The organism is Streptomyces sp. NPDC026522 (assembly GCF_055567555.1).
The window spans coordinates 193,925-210,404 of the sequence record NZ_JBVHQF010000003.1 but is presented as its reverse complement, the minus strand read 5'-3'; the positions used below and the strand labels follow the sequence as shown (position 1 = coordinate 210,404).

Annotated in this window: 18 protein-coding genes; 9 read left to right on the top strand and 9 right to left on the bottom strand. The window is 73.0% G+C overall.

Features of this window, described 5'->3' with window-relative positions; translation table 11 throughout:
• Positions 1-68 precede the first annotated feature (68 nt).
• The 4 genes from ACZ4M3_RS09310 to ACZ4M3_RS09295 all read right to left on the bottom strand — a co-directional run bounded on the left by ACZ4M3_RS09310 (position 69) and on the right by ACZ4M3_RS09295 (position 4,239).
• On the bottom strand, positions 69-740 hold the full coding sequence (locus ACZ4M3_RS09310) for a response regulator (protein ID WP_467731006.1): 672 nt from the start codon (positions 738-740) through the stop codon (positions 69-71).
• Positions 737-1,954, bottom strand: coding sequence for a sensor histidine kinase (locus ACZ4M3_RS09305; RefSeq protein WP_467731005.1), 1,218 nt, complete (start codon positions 1,952-1,954; stop codon positions 737-739). Before ACZ4M3_RS09305 ends, ACZ4M3_RS09310 begins: the two co-directional genes overlap by 4 nt.
• A 118-nt stretch (positions 1,955-2,072) precedes the next feature.
• Positions 2,073-3,275: an acyltransferase family protein gene (locus ACZ4M3_RS09300; protein WP_467731004.1), complete on the bottom strand. Its 1,203-nt coding sequence runs from the start codon at positions 3,273-3,275 to the stop codon at positions 2,073-2,075.
• A complete protein-coding gene (locus ACZ4M3_RS09295) occupies positions 3,268-4,239 on the bottom strand; it encodes an alpha/beta hydrolase (RefSeq protein WP_467731003.1) in 972 nt (323 codons plus the stop codon). Before ACZ4M3_RS09295 ends, ACZ4M3_RS09300 begins: the two co-directional genes overlap by 8 nt.
• Before the next feature lie 985 nt (positions 4,240-5,224).
• Between ACZ4M3_RS09295 and ACZ4M3_RS09290 the strand changes: the two genes are divergently transcribed.
• Entirely contained in the window at positions 5,225-5,707 is a 483-nt protein-coding gene (locus ACZ4M3_RS09290; protein ID WP_467731002.1) for an HIT family protein, read from the top strand.
• Between the two features lie 11 nt (positions 5,708-5,718).
• Here the strand turns inward: ACZ4M3_RS09290 and ACZ4M3_RS09285 are convergent, their stop codons facing one another.
• From ACZ4M3_RS09285 to ACZ4M3_RS09270, 4 genes are all read right to left on the bottom strand, one after another.
• Entirely contained in the window at positions 5,719-6,333 is a 615-nt protein-coding gene (locus ACZ4M3_RS09285) for a LysE family translocator (protein ID WP_467731001.1), read from the bottom strand.
• 35 nt (positions 6,334-6,368) lie between these two features.
• Positions 6,369-6,806: a nuclear transport factor 2 family protein gene (locus tag ACZ4M3_RS09280; RefSeq protein WP_467731000.1), complete on the bottom strand. Its 438-nt coding sequence runs from the start codon at positions 6,804-6,806 to the stop codon at positions 6,369-6,371.
• A gap of 86 nt (positions 6,807-6,892) precedes the next feature.
• A complete protein-coding gene (locus ACZ4M3_RS09275; RefSeq protein WP_467730999.1) occupies positions 6,893-7,417 on the bottom strand; it encodes a MarR family winged helix-turn-helix transcriptional regulator in 525 nt (174 codons plus the stop codon).
• Positions 7,410-8,057, bottom strand: a complete 648-nt coding sequence (locus ACZ4M3_RS09270; protein ID WP_467730998.1) for a DJ-1/PfpI family protein — start codon at positions 8,055-8,057, stop codon at positions 7,410-7,412. Before ACZ4M3_RS09270 ends, ACZ4M3_RS09275 begins: the two co-directional genes overlap by 8 nt.
• Positions 8,058-8,251: 194 nt before the next feature.
• On the opposite strand from ACZ4M3_RS09270, the gene ACZ4M3_RS09265 reads away from it, so the two are divergent.
• From ACZ4M3_RS09265 to ACZ4M3_RS09255, 3 genes are all read left to right on the top strand, one after another.
• Positions 8,252-9,604, top strand: coding sequence for an aminotransferase class III-fold pyridoxal phosphate-dependent enzyme (locus ACZ4M3_RS09265; RefSeq protein WP_467730997.1), 1,353 nt, complete (start codon positions 8,252-8,254; stop codon positions 9,602-9,604).
• Between the two features lie 223 nt (positions 9,605-9,827).
• Positions 9,828-10,529, top strand: coding sequence for a GntR family transcriptional regulator (locus tag ACZ4M3_RS09260; RefSeq protein ID WP_467730996.1), 702 nt, complete (start codon positions 9,828-9,830; stop codon positions 10,527-10,529).
• Positions 10,530-10,604: 75 nt separating this feature from the next.
• A complete protein-coding gene (locus ACZ4M3_RS09255; protein ID WP_467730995.1) occupies positions 10,605-11,255 on the top strand; it encodes a hypothetical protein in 651 nt (216 codons plus the stop codon).
• 27 nt (positions 11,256-11,282) lie between these two features.
• Here ACZ4M3_RS09255 and ACZ4M3_RS09250 read toward each other — a convergent pair whose 3' ends face one another.
• Entirely contained in the window at positions 11,283-12,008 is a 726-nt protein-coding gene (locus ACZ4M3_RS09250; RefSeq protein WP_453351817.1) for an SLATT domain-containing protein, read from the bottom strand.
• 263 nt (positions 12,009-12,271) lie between these two features.
• Here ACZ4M3_RS09250 and ACZ4M3_RS09245 point away from each other — a divergent pair, with 263 nt between their 5' ends.
• From ACZ4M3_RS09245 to ACZ4M3_RS09225, 5 genes are all read left to right on the top strand, one after another.
• A complete protein-coding gene (locus tag ACZ4M3_RS09245) occupies positions 12,272-12,616 on the top strand; it encodes a YbaB/EbfC family nucleoid-associated protein (RefSeq protein ID WP_467730994.1) in 345 nt (114 codons plus the stop codon).
• An 87-nt stretch (positions 12,617-12,703) separates the two neighbouring features.
• Positions 12,704-13,303 carry a recombination mediator RecR gene (recR, locus tag ACZ4M3_RS09240; protein ID WP_467730993.1) on the top strand — a complete coding sequence of 200 codons (600 nt, stop codon included), beginning with the start codon at positions 12,704-12,706 and terminating at the stop codon, positions 13,301-13,303.
• Entirely contained in the window at positions 13,296-13,943 is a 648-nt protein-coding gene (locus ACZ4M3_RS09235) for a DUF5063 domain-containing protein (RefSeq protein ID WP_467730992.1), read from the top strand. The genes recR and ACZ4M3_RS09235 overlap by 8 nt, the downstream gene beginning before the upstream one ends.
• 144 nt (positions 13,944-14,087) lie before the next feature.
• On the top strand, positions 14,088-15,362 hold the full coding sequence (locus tag ACZ4M3_RS09230; RefSeq protein WP_467730991.1) for an aspartate kinase: 1,275 nt from the start codon (positions 14,088-14,090) through the stop codon (positions 15,360-15,362).
• Positions 15,359-16,447: an aspartate-semialdehyde dehydrogenase gene (locus tag ACZ4M3_RS09225; protein ID WP_467730990.1), complete on the top strand. Its 1,089-nt coding sequence runs from the start codon at positions 15,359-15,361 to the stop codon at positions 16,445-16,447. Before ACZ4M3_RS09230 ends, ACZ4M3_RS09225 begins: the two co-directional genes overlap by 4 nt.
• Positions 16,448-16,480 lie beyond the last annotated feature (33 nt).

The window sequence follows — 16,480 nt, the reverse complement described above, 5'->3', positions numbered from 1 at the left end:
GCCCCCCTCATCCGCGTCGCCGCTGGTGGGGATATCCGCGGCTCCCCCTCAAGTACTACGGCGGTGCGTCAGTAGCCCGTCGGACGGACCAGGCCCGTCTCGTACGCGAACACCGCGGCCTGCGTCCGGTCGCGCAGGCCCAGCTTCACCAGGACGCGGCTCACATGCGTCTTGACGGTCTGTTCTGCCAGGACCAGGTGCCGGGCGATCTCCGCGTTGGACAGGCCCTGCGCGATCAGCGACAGCACCTCCGTCTCCCGCTCCGTCAGCTCGTCGATCCGCGCCCGGGACGGCGCCCGGGGTGCCCCCAGCCGGGAGAACTCGGTGATCAGCCGTTTGGTGATGTTCGGCGACAGCAATGCCTCACCGGCCGCCACCACGCGCACGGCTTCGGCGAGCTGGTCCGCCGACGCGTCCTTGAGGAGGAAGCCGGAGGCCCCGGCGCGCAAGGCCTCGTACACGTACTCGTCCAGGTCGAAGGTGGTCAGGACGAGCACCTTCACGGCGGCGGCGTGGTCGGCGGTGATGACGGACGTCGCCTCGATGCCGCCCATACCGGGCATGCGGATGTCCATCAGCACCACATCGGGGCGGAGTTCGGCGACCTTCGTCACCGCCTCGGCGCCGTCCACGGCCTGGCCGACGACCTCTATGTCGGGCTGAGCGTTCAACAGCACGGTGAACCCCTGCCGGACCATCATCTGGTCGTCGGCGATCATCACCTTGATCGGGGCGCTCATGAGGCCTTCTCCGTCTCGTCGGTCCCGGGCGCGGCGCCCCCGGGCAGATCCATGGGCAGCACGGCGCTCACCTCGTACCCGCCGCCGGGGCGGGGGCCGGCGGCCAGTTCGCCACCCAGCATGCCCGCCCGCTCGCGCATCCCCAGCAGCCCGTGCCCGGCGCCGGGGGACGGCGCGGCCACCCGGGTCGGAGCGCTGTTGGCGACGCACAGGTGCAACTCGCGCGGCCCGTACGCGATCCCCACCTCGACCCGGGAGCCCGGCGCGTGGCGCAGGCAGTTGCTCAGCGCCTCCTGCACGATCCGGTACGCGGTGAGCTCGGTGCCCGGGGTCAGGGGCCGCCGGACACCCGCTGTCTGCGTGGTGACCTCCAGCCCGGCCGCCCGCACGTTGTCCACGAGGGCGTCGAGTTCGGCGAGGGTGGGCTGCGGATGGTGCGGGTTCGCCGGGTCGTCGGGATGCTCGGAGCGCAGCACACCGAGGACGCGGCGCAGTTCGGTGAGGGCCTCCAGCGCGTTCTCCCGGATGCCCGCCAGGTTCTCCTTGAGTTCCTCGGACGGGTTCTCCACCAAGTGCGGGGCGACCTGAGCCTGGATGGAGATCACCGACATGTGGTGTGCGACGACGTCGTGCAGCTCGCGGGCGATCCGGCTGCGCTCCTCCAGCAGGGTCCGCCGCGCCCGCTCCTCCTCGGTCAGGGTCTCCTGTGCGACGAGCTGGCCGCGGGCAAGGCGCATCGCCCGCAGCGCATAGCCGAGGAGCCCGGCGAAACCGAAGACGAGGAGGGCCACGACGAAGCTGCTCTGGGCCTTCTCCGGCCGGAAGAACCCTTCGGCCGCGGCGGTGGCGGCGAGCGAGACGCCGATGACGGCGATGGTCACCCGGGGCGGTACGCGCAGGGCCACCAGCAGGACCAGCGGGGCGAAGGAGAACGGTCCGATGGCCGTCCACGGCCAGAGCTGGCCCGGCCCGACCTGGCCGTGGATCGTCCAGGCGATGAAGGCGGCGGTCAGCAGGCCCAGCCACCAGGCCGCGACCGGCCGGAACATCGCGATCACGAGGGAGAAGCCGGTGAAGATCGACAACAGGACGCTGCCGGGGCCGTGGGCGTCGTAGTGGTCCTGGAGCTGCACCAAGGTGAGGAAGCCGAAGAACAGGGCCGCGTAGCCGACCAGGGCGTGGGGCAGCCGGGCCAGCCAGCGGGGCCGCGCCATCGGTGGAAGCGGATCCTTCCGCAACGTGAACAACTCCCCTGCCAGACCGCGCCGGTCGCGGCCAGGCGTCAGGAGGGCCGGGAACGGGGACTCGCTCTGCACATTCACATCGGTCAGCCTAGGCACGGGTGACCTCGCTGATCGGAGCCCCCCGGAGGCCGGGGGGAGCCGGAGAGGGCCGGGTGACGGGGGCGCGGCGCGGGGAAGCGGCCTGCTCGTACGCGTGGAACGCGGCCCAGCAGACGGCCAGCGCGGCGGCGAACAGGGGCAGCCACAGCAGTCGGCTCGCTATCCACTCCGCAGAGCCGGGCACGGTGTGCAGCCCGGGCAGATCCGGTGAGACGAGGAGCCCGAGGGCGGTGACGGCCATCATCGCGGTCTGGTGCCAGAGGAAGACCGTCATCGCGGACAGGTTCAGCAGGGCCACCTTCGCCCAGGCCCGGGGCCGCCGCATGGCCCGGGCGAGCGGTTCCCGGACCAGCAGGGCCAGGCCGCACTGGGCCAGAGCGAAGCTCACGGCGGCGAGGGTGGGCGGATTGAGGTTGGAAACCGGGGCGCCCGGGACCCCCACCATCGACGCGGGATACCCACCCCACAGGACGAGCCCGGCGGTGGCGACGGCGCCCGCCGCGAACAGGGCCACTGCCGGGGCGCGGCGGGCGAACGCGCCGCGGGACCAGGCGGCGCCCAGCGTGAAGGGGACGAGCCAGCCGGCGGCGACATTGACCCAGCCGACCCACTCGGGGCCCCCGAGGCCGAACCGCCAGGCATCCACGCCGGCGACCACGGCCAGCGGCCACACCGGATGGAGCCGGGCCACCAGCGGCGTCGCGGCGGTCAGCGCCGCGAAGACCAGCAGGAACCACAGCGGGGACAGGACGAGCCGCAGCAGGGTGCGGAGGGTGTCCGGTGCCACCCCGCCGAGCAGCATCCCGACGGACGCGACGCCCCACAGCGTGAGCACCGCGGCCACCGGCCGGAACAGCCGGCCCAGCCGCTGCCCGGCCCACGTGCGGTACGCAGCTCCGCGCGCCCGGGCCGAGGCGTACCCCTGGGCCGCGACATGGCCGCCGACCAGGAAGAACACGGCCAGCGTCTGGAACACCCACGAGACGGGCGCCAGCCACGGCATGTGCGCCAGCGGGCTCGTGCTGCTCAGGCCGCCGTCGCCCGCCGTCAGGGCGGTGACGAGCCAGTGGCCCAGCACCACGCCGAGGATGGCCAGGGCGCGCAAGGCGTCCACGCTGCGGTCTCGGGAGGCCGGGGTCCCGGCGTGGACGCGGTCCGCGAGCCGGGACCAGCGGGCGTGGACCCTACGCATGGGAGACCTCCGGCGACGTGGTGGCGGGCCCGGGCCCGATGACGATGCGGGCCAGGCCGTCGAGGGATGTGGTGCCGGGTTTGAGGTAGTCGCTGTGCCCTGCGCTCCCGGCGGCGAACGCGCGGGCGCCGAAGGCCGGGTCGACGGGATCGGTACCGAACCCGACGCCGCCGAACCGGACATGGGGGACGCTGCCGATCCAGTCGCGGCTGCCGCGCCCCGCCCACACCTGGGCCGGGGTGTGCAGCGCGGCCGCGGAGTCGGCGCCCGTACCCGGACTGCCGTACAGCACGAGGTCGGTGACCTTGGGGCCGGTACGGGTCCGGGCGCAGACCACGGAGCCGTAGGAGTGGCAGAGCAGCGAGATCCGGGTCCCGGGGCGGGTGAGGTCCTCCAAGCCGGACAGGAAGGGGGCCAGTTCGGCGGCGGCCGTATCGGCGCGGGAGGCCGTCAGGACCGTGGTACTGACCGTGCCGGGGGTGTCGTAGCCGAGCCAGGCGACCACGGCGGAGCTCGGGTGCTCCGCCTGGAGGCGCTGCGCAAGGGCGACCGCCCCGGCACGGAATCTCTGGTAGGTGTCCAGCGTGGTGTCGGAGCCGGGCACCAGGACGGTGACCCGGTCGGCGCCCTCCAGGTCACCGAACACCTCGACGGCCCGGCCCTGCCCCCGGCCGTCGAAGGCGAGGAAACGGGCGGGAACCCCGTCGCCGCCCGAACCCTGCGCCATCGCCCGCAACTTCGCCGCCCGCCCGATGCGGCCGGCTTCCTGCGCCTTCCGGGCCGCTTCGGTGATGTTGCCGAGGTTCGCGGCGTACCGGCTGTGCGGGGCGGTGGTCGCGGCGAACGCGACGGGCTTCGGTGCCGGCACGTCGGGGGAGGCCGCGGCGGAGACGGGAAGCACCACGGCCGCCGCGACGAGCCCGGCCAGCAGGGTGCGTTTCAGGCGGCTGCCAGTGGCGTTCATGAGGGTGTCCTTCGGTCCGGAGAGCGGGCGTTCGTCTCTGGTACCGAAGTTAGGAATCAGCCCCTCTCGTCGGCGTCCCGCTGGGGAGCGGCCTTCGCAGGTAGCTCTCAGGTATGAGGCGGGCTACTCCAGTCCCATGCGCGGCTTTGAGCAGGCACATTGACGGGGCGTTATCCAGCGGCCCAAGAGCCCGGGCGGCCTTCGGCGAGGAGCGGTCTGCGGCCGGTCCGGGTGGCCGGACCGGGTAGCCGGGAGGCCCCGCCGGCCGGTGGGTCGGCGGCCGGGTGCGTCCGGCCCGGTACGCCCTGCGCCGCCGCTGGCTGGGGTGGCTCGCCCAGCCGGCTCTGCCGGCCGGGGTGGGGGCCCTGGTCGCGCCGGTTGCCGTGGCGTGGCCTCAGGGCGCCGGGCCTGCGCGGTGCGCCGGGGTGGGGGCCCGGATCCTGGCGTCGGGGTCGCGGCGTCCGATGTATCCGTGGGCGGGGATGTCCTGCCCGGCATACCGAGAGCCGGCGGTGTGGCCGGGCGGCTGGTCCGTCGGCAGCGCACCGCGGCCCGGCCGGGCCGCAGGGCGCCGGGGGCGGGTGGCCCGGTGGATCGGCGGACGGGCGTGTCCGGCCCGGTACACCCTGTGCCGTCGGTGTGGCTGGTCGCGTTCGCCGCAGGGCGCCGGGGCTGCGCGGTGCGCCGGAGGTGGGGGCCAGGGCGCCCGGACCGTGGCGCCGCCATCACGGCCGGGGCGGCACACGTGGTCGGGGGCCGGGCCGGCCCGCAGACGGGCACGTCCGGCCCGGCACGCCCCGCGCCCGTCACCGCCCCGTCGCCGGCGGCGCTGGCACACGTCGTCGTGAAGCGGGCCGGCACCCGGGCCGTGTCGCGGCGGGCGCGACACCCCGGCCGCCCCGCCGCAGGTCGGCGGCCGTCTTCGGCGCCCGCGCCGAGCAGGGACCGGGAGCAGAGCACCGGAAGCACCGGAAGGAGCACGGCCATGGGTGACGGCGACTGGCGGGAAGACCGCATCGGCAACGCGCACCGGGGCCGGAACCCCACCGTCATGCGCCGGCTCGACGCCGGGTTCGCGGTGATCGGAGACCGGCAGTTCCTGCCCGGCTACTCCGTCCTGCTGACGGACGACCCCGCCGCGACCCGGCTCTCCGACCTGGCCCGCCCCCGTCGGACCGCATACCTCACCGACCTGGAACGGCTCGCCGAAGCCGTCGAACGCGCCTGCACGCGGCTCGATCCGGCGTTCCGCCGCGTCAACATCGAGATCCTCGGCAATACCGATCCGTACCTCCACGCCCACATCTGGCCCCGCTACGACTGGGAGCCCGCCGACCTCCTCCGGCAGCCCGTCTGGCGGTACCCGGACCCACAGTTCTGGCGCGGCGAGCGCTACGCGCTGGCACCCCGCCACGACAGGCTGCGGCTCGCCATCGGCGAGGAACTCGACCGGCTCACCCTGAGGTAGGGGCCGATGGGCTACGAGGCCGCCGTCGCCACCCGCACGCCGAAGGCGATCAGGACCGCGCCCGTCACCCGGTCCAGGGCCCGGCGGACGCGCGGGCGCGCGAAGAAGCGCCGGGCGCGGGAGAGGACGTACACGTACGTGCCCAGCCAGAGCAGGGTCAGCAGTACGTGGACCCCCACGAGCAGTGCCATGCCCGCCGCCGGGCGCAGGCCGGCCGGGGCGAGGGTGGGCAGCAGGCCCGTGTAGAAGACGGCGATCTTCGGGTTCAGCGCGTTGCTGACCAAACCGGTGCGCCAGGCGCTTCCCCCGCGGCCGCCCGGTGCGGCCGCCACGGCCGGCTCGGCGCCCGCGTGGCGCAGCGACCGCACGCCGAGGAAGCAGAGGTATCCCGCGCCCGCGAGCTTGACCACCAGGTACACCTCGGCGGAGGCGGCGAGCAGCGCGGCGAGCCCGGCGACCGTCAGGGCGCCCCAGAGGAGCAGCCCGGCGGCGATCCCGCCGACCGTGCGCAGCCCGTCGGCGCGCCCGCGCGAAACGGCCTGCTTCGTCACGATCGCCATGTCCGGCCCGGGAACGAGCGTCAGCAGGGCCAGGACACCGGTGGCGGTGAGGAGTTGGGGGTACACGCCCCCACTCTGGCACCTCCGCCTCGAATCGCGGCTCAGTCCGCGACCAGCGGCTCGACGTACCCCGCCCGCCAGCGCGGCGCCGGGTCCTGGCCCGGGCTGGTCCAGTACTCCCTGGCGCCGACGATCTCCCCGTCCCGCACCGTCCACAGCGAGACGGCCCGGTAGACCACGTGGTCCTCGGGTATCTCCACCTCGGTGACGACGAGTTCCCCGTCGGCGAGGACGCGCAGGACTTCCACGGACGCCCCGCCCGCGTCCCCGTAAGCGTCTCCGTAGGCATCCTCGTAAGCGTCACCGCCCGCGTCGCCGTCCTCGGCGAGGACGGCGATGAAATTGGCCCGGCCCACGATGCGTTCGCCGCTGACCGGCCACTCGATCACGGCGTCCTCGGCGACCAGCTTGGCGACGCCGTCCCAGTCGCGCGCCCCGATCCGCTCCCACAGTCGTGCCACTACGTCCAACGGCTCCATGTGCGGCAGTCTGCGACGCTCCCGCGACGCGCAACAAGCTTTGCTTGCAGGCTTATTGACTTCGACACAATTGGCGTGGCGCGGCGCTACTCCCCGGACGCGTCCAGCGCGTCCAGCGCGTCCAGCGCTTCCAGTGCCGCGGACAGCCGTTCCAAGGTGCGGACCGTCTCCGCGAAGGCCTCCTCCCCGAGTTCCTCGGCCAGCCGCCCGGCCAACGCCGCGTGACCGGGCGCGATACGGGCGTTCGCCGCGCGCCCTTCCTCCGTCGGCCGCAGGAGCTTCGCCCGCCGGTGGGCGGGGTTCGGTACGTACTCGGCCAGACCCTGCGCGGTCAGCAGATCGGCGACGCGCTGGACGCTCTGGCGGGTGATGCCCATGGCCCGGGCGATGCCGGCGACGGGCAGGGGTTCGCGGAGCACCGCGCCCAGCACCTGCCAGCGCGCCGCCGTCAGCCCGGCGGGCCGGGCCAGTTCCTCGGAGACGGCCAGGAACTGGCCGTTCAACCGGAAGACGCCGAGGGCCGTCCGGCTCAGCAGCTCCTGGCGGCCCCGTACGGAGAGCGGCACGGGCGGCCCGGACTCCGTCCCGGACCCGGGCCCCGGCTCAGGCATCGCCGGATTCCGCTTCCGCCGCGGCCATCAGCACCGGGTACGCGGTGGCGTCCGAGTCGTGGAAGAGGCGGTACCAGGCGTCCAGCACGACCGGCTCGTACACGTCGAGCCGGGCGAAGACCTCGCGCGCGAACGCCACCGGCTCGGTCGGCCCCGCCGTGACGAGGTCGCCGTCCGTGACCGCGTCGGCCTCGACGTAGTGCGGGCCGCCCGCGTAGCCGGGCTGCGCCGCCAGGTACGCGGCGGCGGCGCTCGTGTGCCGGCGCCCGTCCAGCAGCCCCTCCCGGGCCAGGCCGGCCGTGGCGCCGCAGATCGCCGCGACCGGAACCCCCGCCGCCAGGAACTCGCGCGCCTTCGCCGCGAACGGCGCCAGGGTGTCCCCGGCGTCCCACAGTCCGGCGCCCGTGAGGATCAGCAGGGAGGAGTCCTCGGGGCGCAGACCGGCCAGCGCGAGGTCGGGCTGGATCCGGAGCCCGCCCATGGTGGTGACGGGGGCCCCGGTGGCGAAGCCGACCGTACGGACCCGGTGGCCGCGCCGGGTGAGGTGCGCCGTGGTGTGGCCGGTCTCCCAGTCCGCGTACGTGTCGTACACCGCGAGGTGGACCGGCTTGCGGGGGGCTTCCCGGGACGTGTCGCTCATGGTGCTCGCCTCCTCGAAGGGCAACGCCCCAGGCCACGCCCAAGGCGCCATAGGACAGCAGGCTGTCGTATCGGCAGCAAGCTGTCAATGCCCGGCCCCCGCCCCCACCCGCAGACAGACTGCCGAGGGCGGGCCGCCACCCCCATACAGTCCGCCGATGTCCCGCCCTCCCTGGGAACTCCTAGCGTGACCGTATGACCCCTCATGTCACCGGCGCGGCAGTCAAGGCCGCCGATCGCGCCCATGTCTTCCACTCCTGGTCCGCCCAGGCCCTGATCGACCCCATGGCCGTCGCCGGCGCCGAGGGGTCGTACTTCTGGGACTACGACGGGAACCGCTTCCTCGACTTCGCCTCCCAGCTGGTCAACACCAACATCGGCCACCAGCACCCCAAGGTCGTCGCCGCGATCCAGGAGCAGGCCGGGAAGCTCTGCACCCTGGCCCCCGGTTTCGCCGTGGACGTCCGCTCCGAGGCCGCACGCCTCATCGCCGAGCGCACCCCGGGCGACCTCGACAAGGTCTTCTTCACCAACGGTGGCGCCGAGGCCGTCGAGAACGCCGTACGGATGGCCCGGCTGCACACCGGCCGGCCGAAGGTGCTGTCCACCTACCGCTCGTACCACGGCGCCACCGCCGCCGCGATCAACCTCACCGGTGACCCGCGCCGCTGGCCCTCCGACACGGCCGCCGCCGGCGTCGTGCACTTCTGGGGCCCCTACCTCTACCGCTCGCCCTTCCACGCGGCCAACGAGGCCGAGGAGTGCGCCCGCGCCCTCACCCACCTCGCCGACACCATCGCCTTCGAGGGGCCGCAGACCATCGCGGCGGTCATCCTGGAGACCGTGCCGGGCACGGCCGGGATCATGACCCCGCCGCCCGGCTACCTCGCGGGCGTCCGCGAGCTCTGCGACCGGTACGGCATCGTCTTCATCCTGGACGAGGTCATGTCCGGATTCGGCCGCACCGGCAAGTGGTTCGCCGCCGACCACTGGGACGTCACCCCCGACCTGATCACCTTCGCCAAGGGCGTCAACAGCGGATACGTGCCGCTCGGCGGCGTGGCCATCTCCGGCGCGATCGCCGAGACCTTCGCCACCCGCCCCTACCCGGGCGGCCTGACGTACTCCGGCCACCCCCTGGCCTGCGCCGCCGCCGTCGCGACGATCAACGCGATGGAGGAGGAGGGCGTCGTGGAGAACGCCGCCCGCATCGGCGCGGACGTGATCGGCCCCGAGCTCGCCGACATCGCCCGGCGGCACCCGTCGGTCGGGGAGGTCCGCGGCCTGGGTGCCTTCTGGGCCGTGGAACTCGTACGGGACAAGGAGACGCGCGAGCCGCTCGTCCCGTACAACGCGGCGGGCGCCGACAACGCGCCGATGGCCGAGTTCGCGGCGGCCTGCAAGGCCTCCGGCCTGTGGCCCTTCGTCAACATGAACCGGACCCACGTCGTCCCGCCCTGCACCGTCTCGGAGGCGGAGGCCAAGGAGGGCCTGGCCCTGCTGGACGCGGCGCTCGACGTGGCCGACCGCCACACGACGGCCGGCTGACCGGCCGCCACCAACCGCCACCGGCCGCCACCGGCCGGTGGCGGTTCGGCACGCCACCGGCCGGTCGGCCGATCGGCCCGCGGTCGGCCGGCAGCACGCGCAGCATGGCGCACGGGCGCCCAAGTATCAGGCGCTATGTCCGCTATCTCCCTGTATACCGATCAGTTTCGGCCGTATCGGCTGGCCTAAGGTGTCCGAAGTCCTACCGAGGAGACGGACCCCTATGCCAGGCAGCGGAGCTGTCACCCGCACCACACTTCGCCAGCAGATAGCGGACGCGCTGCGCGACGAGGTGCTCGCGGCGCGCCTGCCTCCCGGCACCGAGTTCACGGTCAAGCAGATCGCCGAGCAGTACGAGGTCTCCGCGACGCCCGTGCGCGAGGCGCTGGTGGACCTCGCGGCACAGGGCCTGCTGGAGTCGGTGCAGCACCGCGGGTTCCGGGTGCGCACCTACAGCGTCGAGGACTTCCGCGGCATGGTCGAGGCCCGCATCCTCGTCGTCGACGGGATCTTCCGCCGGCTCGTCGAACGCGGCACCGCGGTCGGTTCGGCCGAGCTGCTGGTCTCCGTGCGCCGTCGCGCCGAGGAGGCCCGGCGGGCCGCGCAGAGCGGCTCCCTCGACGTGCTGATCGGCTACGACCTGCGGTTCTGGCGCGAGCTGAGCGGGCTGGTCGGCAACACGTACATCGCCGAGTTCCTGCACCGGATCCGGGTCCAGTGCTGGGTCTTCTCGGTACCCCACCTCCAGCGGGCCACGGCGCAGGAGATGCGGCGGGCCCTGTGGGACGGCCACCGCGAGCTGGTGGAGGCGGTGACGCGGGCCGATGCCGCGGAGGTACGCCGCATCGTGCACGCGTACAACCAGCACGGGCTGGACTGGGCCGCCGGGTTGCGGCCGATCCCCGGGCCGGTCGCGGGCCGGTAGCCGCCGACCCCTTCGCGGAGCGTGTCCGGCGCACTACGCTGGCCCGATCGGCGGCAACGACTGATCGGAGGCCGCGTGGCCTGTGACCTGTGGCTGGTCCCCCTTGTCGACGTGCTGTGCCACAGCCCCGACAACCCCTTCGCGGAAGAGATCGCCTCGTACGACAAGGCGCTGGGCGCGGCGGGCCTTCCGTCCGTCCCGGTGTTCGCCTACATGCCGGGCCTGAGCGGCGACGTCGCTCCGGTGGCCGGCTTCGACTACGACGCCCTGCACTTCCTGCGCCGGGCGTACCTGCTCCAGATCTGCGGGCTGCCGGTGACGCCGGTCGACGAGCTGGGCGGTGACTACGAGCAGTTGCTGGAGATGTTCGAGTCCACGGCCCAGCAGTCGCACCTCGTCTGGCACTACGACCACGCGGGGGCGTACGTCCCGGTGGACTTCCCCGCTCCGCTGGCCAACGAGGAGCTGCTGGCCGGGGGCGGACCGCTGGGCTCCGCGCAGGGGCTGCTGCGGGAGCTGGCCTTCGTGGCGCCCGCGATCGGGATAGACCCCGGCAATCCGCCGGCCGCGCCCGCGCCGCCGGGCCGGCCGACCTCGCTGGAGGAACCGGCGGGGCCGATCCCGTACGACGACAGCCCCTTCGCTCGGGAGCGGCACGTGTGGCTGGGACTCCACGCGGCGGCGACCCGCAGCCTCGGCCAGGGTTCGATGATCATCTTCAGCTGAGCGCGCCGCGCGCCCCCCGGTCCAGCCTCAGCGGGGCTGTTCCGGGGGCCGCTGGCGCGGCATGTTCGGGCGGGTGCCCGGGGGGAGGGCGAAGCGGGCCGGGGGGACGCCGGGATCCGGCCGGGCGGCCGCGGCGCCCAGCGACTGCATGACCAGCGGGGCCGGGCCGGCCCGGAACTCGACCATCCAGTCCGCCGTCTCGGAGCGCACGAGTTCCGTGATGTCCTCGGAGAACCGGCGCAGGACGGTCAGGCAGCGCTCCGCCGCCTCGCTCGCCGTGCCCTCGGTCGGGCCCAGGACCTCCCGTACGTTCTCCGAGGCCCAGTCGAACTGGAGGGTCTGCAGCCGGCGCTGTACGGCCTGCGCCGTGGCCACGTCCCGCATCCAGCCGGAGGTCAGCCCGAAGAACCGGTCGCAGGCCAGGCAGGCCGCACCGAGCAGCAGGCACAGGTAGCCGTACGAGGACGCTCCCGGGGCGGAGCCCGTCAGCTCCAGCAGCGGCATCGAGGCGCCCGCCACGGCCCCCGCGGCGGCACCGGCCCGCAGGGTGCGCGCCCCGAGCCGCTTGCGCGCCCGGTCGGCCAGGTACCACTCGGCGGTGCGCAGGGCGTCGGCCTCGACCCGCCGGTAGAGCTCGTCGAGCCGCTCGGCGGGCTCGCCCCAGTCCCCGAGAGGAAACGGCCGGCCGGTCAGGTCGCCGTCCTCTGCGGGATCCCGGGGTGGCCCCTCGGGCTGCATCTCCGGCTGACTCACCGGCACTCCCTCTGCCTGCGCTGACGTGTGGTGGTGCGCGTGTGCGCAATGGTGCGCATGCACTTCCTACCTTCGAATGACGCGCGATGGGCGGCGAATCCCGCGATTTCCGCTCACAAGGAGGGCTCCAGCAGGTGCGCGCACTCCCGCTCTCTCACTCGAAAGAGTTGGTCCTCACGGCGTAGGGCGCTGCGCGCGGGGAGCACGTAGGCTCGGATTGACCAAGCGTTGAGAAGCGTCCCCAGCTACGGAGTGAGTGCCCAGTGATTCCCGGTGGTGGCCAGCCCGACATGCAGCAGCTGCTCCAGCAGGCCCAGAAGATGCAGCAGGATCTCGCCGCGGCGCAGGAGGCGCTGGCGCAGGCCGAGGTCGAGGGACAGGCCGGCGGCGGTCTGGTGAAGGCGACGGTCACCGGTTCCGGTGAGCTGCGCGCCCTCGTGATCGACCCGAAGGCGGTGGACCCCGCGGACACCGAGACCCTCGCGGACCTGGTGGTCGCGGCGGTCCAGGCGGCCAACGAGAACGCCCAGGCGCTCCAGCAGGAGAAGCTGGGCCCCCTGGCGCAGGGCTTCGGCGGCGGCAGCGGGATCCCCGGCCTCCCGTTCTGACCCCGCGATCCCTCCCCGGAGCCTGTGCACCCAGGCTGCGGCCCTGACAAGCGCAGATGAGCGCAGACATCGAAAGAAGGCAGTCCGTTGTACGAAGGCGTGGTCCAGGACCTGATCGACGAACTGGGCAGGCTGCCCGGCGTCGGGCCCAAGAGCGCGCAGCGGATCGCCTTCCACATCCTGCAGGCCGAGCCCGCCGACGTCCGCCGCCTCGCGCACGCGCTGCTCGAAGTGAAGGACAAGGTCAGGTTCTGCGCGGTGTGCGGGAACGTGGCGCAGGAGGAGCGGTGCGCGATCTGCCGCGATCCGCGCCGCGACCCCTCGGTGATCTGCGTCGTGGAGGAGCCCAAGGACGTGGTCGCGATCGAGCGCACGCGTGAGTTCCGGGGGAAGTACCACGTCCTCGGCGGCGCGATCAGCCCGATCGAGGGCGTCGGTCCGGACGACCTGCGCATCCGCGAGCTGCTGGCGCGCCTCGCGGACGGCACGGTCACCGAACTGATCCTCGCCACCGACCCGAACCTGGAGGGCGAGGCGACCGCCACCTACCTCGCCCGCATGATCAAGCCCATGGGCCTGAAGGTCACCCGCCTGGCCAGCGGCCTCCCCGTCGGGGGAGATCTGGAGTACGCGGACGAGGTCACGCTGGGGCGGGCCTTTGAAGGAAGGCGACTTCTCGATGTCTGACGCAACGCTGCACGCCCTGGGCCAGGATCCGGACGACTTCGCCGTCCAGATCGCGGACCAGATCGACTCCTTCATCGTCGCGGTCACCGAGGTGGCCAAGGGCGAGGACCCGGACAGCGCGGTGCCCTTCCTCCTGCTGGAGGTCTCGCAGCTGCTGCTGGCGGGCGGCCGGCTGGGCGCGTACCAGGACGTCCTGCCGGACGAGCGCTACGAGCCCGACCTGGGCCCGGAGCCCGACGTGGACGAGCTGCGCGAGCGGTTCGCGTACATGCTCGACCCGGTCGACGTGTACTCGGAGGTCTTCGACCCCTACGAGCCGCGCAAGGCTCCGGTCGCGCACCGGATCTCCGACGACCTCGCCGACGTCGTCGCCGACCTGCGGCACGGGCTGGCGCACTACCGGGCGGGCCGGACCACCGAGGCGCTGTGGTGGTGGCAGTTCTCCTACTTCTCCAACTGGGGCTCGACGGCCTCGGCCACCCTGCGCGCGCTCCAGTCGCTGGTGGCGCACGTCCGCCTCGACCAGCCGCTGGACGCCCTCGACGGCCTGGACACGGACGAGGACCTCGCCGAGGACGACCTCGCGGAGCAGGCGGGCGAGGTCATGGCGCAGGAACTGGGCGGCATGGGCCGCGTCTAGCCGTGCGCGTCGCCCGCACGGGCCGGTGACACGGTGATCCTGGGATGAACGCAACATCTCATGATGTGGTACGTGGCGGTCGTAATCCGGTCGCTCGTTAGACTGCGTCACTGACCGCAGTACTGGATTGAGCGAGGAGCGCACGTGGGCCTTGTCGTGCAGAAGTACGGAGGCTCCTCCGTAGCCGATGCCGAGGGCATCAAGCGCGTCGCCAAGCGGATCGTGGATGCCAAGAAGAACGGCCACCAGGTGGTCGTCGTGGTTTCCGCGATGGGCGACACGACGGACGAGCTGATCGATCTCGCCGAGCAGGTATCCCCGATGCCCGCCGGTCGTGAGTTCGACATGCTGCTGACGGCGGGAGAGCGGATCTCCATGGCCCTGCTGGCCATGGCGATCAAAAACCTGGGCCACGAGGCCCAGTCGTTCACCGGCAGCCAGGCAGGAGTCATCACCGACTCGGTCCACAACAAAGCGCGCATCATCGATGTCACGCCGGGCCGGATCCGCACCGCGCTGGACCAGGGCAACATCGCCATCGTCGCCGGCTTCCAGGGTGTGTCGGCCGACAGCAAGGACATCACCACGCTCGGCCGCGGCGGCTCGGACACCACCGCCGTCGCGCTGGCCGCGGCGCTGGACGCCGAGGTCTGCGAGATCTACACCGATGTCGACGGCGTCTTCACCGCGGACCCCCGCGTCGTGAAGAAGGCCCGGAAGATCGACTGGATCTCCTCCGAGGACATGCTGGAGCTCGCGGCCTCCGGCTCCAAGGTGCTGCTGCACCGCTGCGTCGAGTACGCGCGCCGCTACAACATCCCGATCCACGTCCGCTCGTCCTTCTCCGGACTGCCGGGCACCTGGGTCAGCAACGAGAATCCGCAAGGGGACGAGCCGGTGGAGCACGCCATCATCTCCGGAGTCGCGCACGACGTCTCCGAAGCCAAGATCACGGTCGTCGGCGTCCCGGACAAGCCGGGCGAGGCCGCGGCGATCTTCCGCGCGATCGCGGACGCCGAGATCAACATCGACATGATCGTGCAGAACGTGTCGGCCGCCTCGACCGGGCTGACGGACATCTCCTTCACCCTCCCCAAGGCCGAGGGCCACAAGGCCATCGAGGCCCTGGAGAAGGCGAAGGGCGCGATCGGTTTCGACTCGCTGCGCTACGACGACCAGATCGGCAAGATCTCCCTGGTCGGCGCGGGCATGAAGACGAACCCCGGCGTCACCGCTTCGTTCTTCCAGGCGTTGTCCGACGCGGGCGTCAACATCGAGCTGATCTCGACCTCCGAGATCCGGATCTCGGTCGTGACCCGCCAGGACGACGTCAACGAGGCCGTCCGCGCCGTGCACACGGCCTTCGGCCTCGACTCCGACAGCGACGAGGCCGTCGTCTACGGAGGCACCGGACGATGACCGGCACCCGGTCGGCCCCGGCCCCGGCGCTCGCCGTGGTCGGGGCGACCGGAGCGGTCGGCTCCGTCGTCCTGCGGATACTGTCCCAGCGCGCCGACGTCTGGGGTGACATCCGCCTGATCGCCTCGCCGCGCTCGGCCGGCCGCGTACTGGCCGTGCGCGGGCGGGAGACCGAGGTGCTCGCCCTCAACGAGGACGCCTTCGACGGCTTGGGCGAGGGCGACGTGGTGCTGTTCCTGACCCCGGCCGAGGTCTCCGCGCAGTGGGCGCCCGCCGTGACGGCGCGCGGAGCCGTGGCCGTGGACCAATCGGCTGCCTTCCGGGAGGATCCTCAGGTGCCGGTGGTGGTGCCCGAGGTGAACGGGCATGCCGTACGGGTCCGGCCGCGCGGCATCGTCGCGGGCCCCGACTGCGTGACCGCCACCATGATCGCCGCGCTGGGCGCGCTGCACGCCGAGTACGGGCTGGCCGACCTGGCCGTGTCCTCGTACCAGGCCGCCAGCGCCGCGGGCCGGGCCGGTACGGAGGCGCTGCGCCGCCAGCTGACCCTGGTCGCCGGGACGTCCCTCGGGGAGCAGCCCGGGGACGTGCGGCGGGTCGTGGGCGAGGACACCGGGCCCTTCGCGGCCCCGCTCGCGCTGAACGTCGTGCCCTGGTCCGGTGAGCTGCGCGAGGGCGGCTGGTCCTCGCACGAGCTGGCCGTGCGGTCGCAGACCCGGCGGATCCTGGAACTGGCGGAGCTGCCGATCGCGGTGACCTGCGTACAGGTTCCCGTGCTGGAGGGGCACTCGCTGACCGTGCGGGCCAGGTTCGAGCGCGAGGTGGACGCCGCGCAGGCCCGCAAGACCCTGGAGACGGCGCCCGGAGTGGTCCTCGTGGACGATCCGGCCGCGGGGGAGTTCCCGACGCCGGTGGACGCGGCCGGGACGGATCCGGCCTGGGTGGGCCGGGTGCGGGGCTCGCTCGACGACAGCCGCTCCCTGGAGTTCTTCGTCTGCGCCGACAATCTGCGCAAGGGCGCGGCCCTGAACGCGACGCAGATCTCGGAACTGATCGCGGGTGAATTCGCGCAATTCGCTTTGTAGGATCAATGCCGATCCCTTGATCAAGGTGATGGC

Bases quoted from the DNA above. Each gene is read 5' to 3' on its own strand.
- ACZ4M3_RS09310 (WP_467731006.1), bottom strand. From the start codon at position 740: ATGAGCGCCCCGATCAAGGTGATGATCGCCGACGACCAGATGATGGTC.
- ACZ4M3_RS09305 (WP_467731005.1), bottom strand. From the start codon at position 1,954: ATGGCGCGGCCCCGCTGGCTGGCCCGGCTGCCCCACGCCCTGGTCGGC.
- ACZ4M3_RS09300 (WP_467731004.1), bottom strand. From the start codon at position 3,275: ATGCGTAGGGTCCACGCCCGCTGGTCCCGGCTCGCGGACCGCGTCCAC.
- ACZ4M3_RS09295 (WP_467731003.1), bottom strand. From the start codon at position 4,239: ATGAACGCCACTGGCAGCCGCCTGAAACGCACCCTGCTGGCCGGGCTC.
- ACZ4M3_RS09290 (WP_467731002.1), top strand. From the start codon at position 5,225: ATGGGTGACGGCGACTGGCGGGAAGACCGCATCGGCAACGCGCACCGG.
- ACZ4M3_RS09280 (WP_467731000.1), bottom strand. From the start codon at position 6,806: ATGGAGCCGTTGGACGTAGTGGCACGACTGTGGGAGCGGATCGGGGCG.
- ACZ4M3_RS09275 (WP_467730999.1), bottom strand. From the start codon at position 7,417: ATGCCTGAGCCGGGGCCCGGGTCCGGGACGGAGTCCGGGCCGCCCGTG.
- ACZ4M3_RS09270 (WP_467730998.1), bottom strand. From the start codon at position 8,057: ATGAGCGACACGTCCCGGGAAGCCCCCCGCAAGCCGGTCCACCTCGCG.
- ACZ4M3_RS09265 (WP_467730997.1), top strand. From the start codon at position 8,252: ATGACCCCTCATGTCACCGGCGCGGCAGTCAAGGCCGCCGATCGCGCC.
- ACZ4M3_RS09260 (WP_467730996.1), top strand. From the start codon at position 9,828: ATGCCAGGCAGCGGAGCTGTCACCCGCACCACACTTCGCCAGCAGATA.
- ACZ4M3_RS09235 (WP_467730992.1), top strand. From the start codon at position 13,296: ATGTCTGACGCAACGCTGCACGCCCTGGGCCAGGATCCGGACGACTTC.
- ACZ4M3_RS09225 (WP_467730990.1), top strand. From the start codon at position 15,359: ATGACCGGCACCCGGTCGGCCCCGGCCCCGGCGCTCGCCGTGGTCGGG.